General features: G+C 43.5%; 1 protein-coding gene. It reads right to left on the bottom strand.

Annotated features, from left to right (window positions below; genetic code table 11):
* A partial coding sequence (locus ACSTTG_RS24215) for a MerR family transcriptional regulator (protein ID WP_438476621.1) occupies positions 1-445 on the bottom strand: 445 nt, incomplete at its 3' end.
* Positions 446-589 lie beyond the last annotated feature (144 nt).

Below are 589 nucleotides of genomic sequence, written 5' to 3'. Positions count from 1 at the left end.
GCTCCTCTGGTTCTAGTTCCTCAAATTTTTGATGCCATTTCACCATATCTGCCTCAGTAAACCCGGCTTCAACCATTATTTGTACCCAGCGTTCCTTTTTCACAATATTCTCCTCTAAAAGGTTAGGCTCTTGCAGCAATAGCACTACAGCCTTTTGCTGCACTCTTAAGTTCTGGATTTCTCTCTCAAGCTCACTAAAGTGGTCTTTAAGTATCTGGGCTTGAGACTCTCCCTTTCGTTCTAACAGGGCTTTTATGCTTGAAATCGACAAGCCATACGAACGATAAGACGTTATTGCTGCTAAACACTCGACTTCTTTATCCCCATACCAACGATATCCATTGTCAGAACGGTAGGCTGGGATAAGTAGCTGCTCTTTCTCGTAGTACAATACCGTCGTACGTGAGATGCCGAACTGCTTTGCGAGTTGAGTGACGGTTAGCATAAGAACTCCATTAATTGAACGAGTTGTATCTTCAACCCTATACCTATAGACGGGTCAACTGCCAATTTCACCTTCTTTTTGATGAGGAATACCGGAGGCTAACCAAAAAGCTCATTAGCCAAAGGGGAAACACAAAAATGCCCC

The organism is Vibrio glycogenivorans (genome assembly GCF_051660965.1).
In the GTDB taxonomy this organism is placed as follows: Bacteria; Pseudomonadota; Gammaproteobacteria; order Enterobacterales; family Vibrionaceae; genus Vibrio.
Note: the sequence above shows the minus strand (reverse complement) of the source record. Positions and strands in the feature narration are given on the sequence as shown.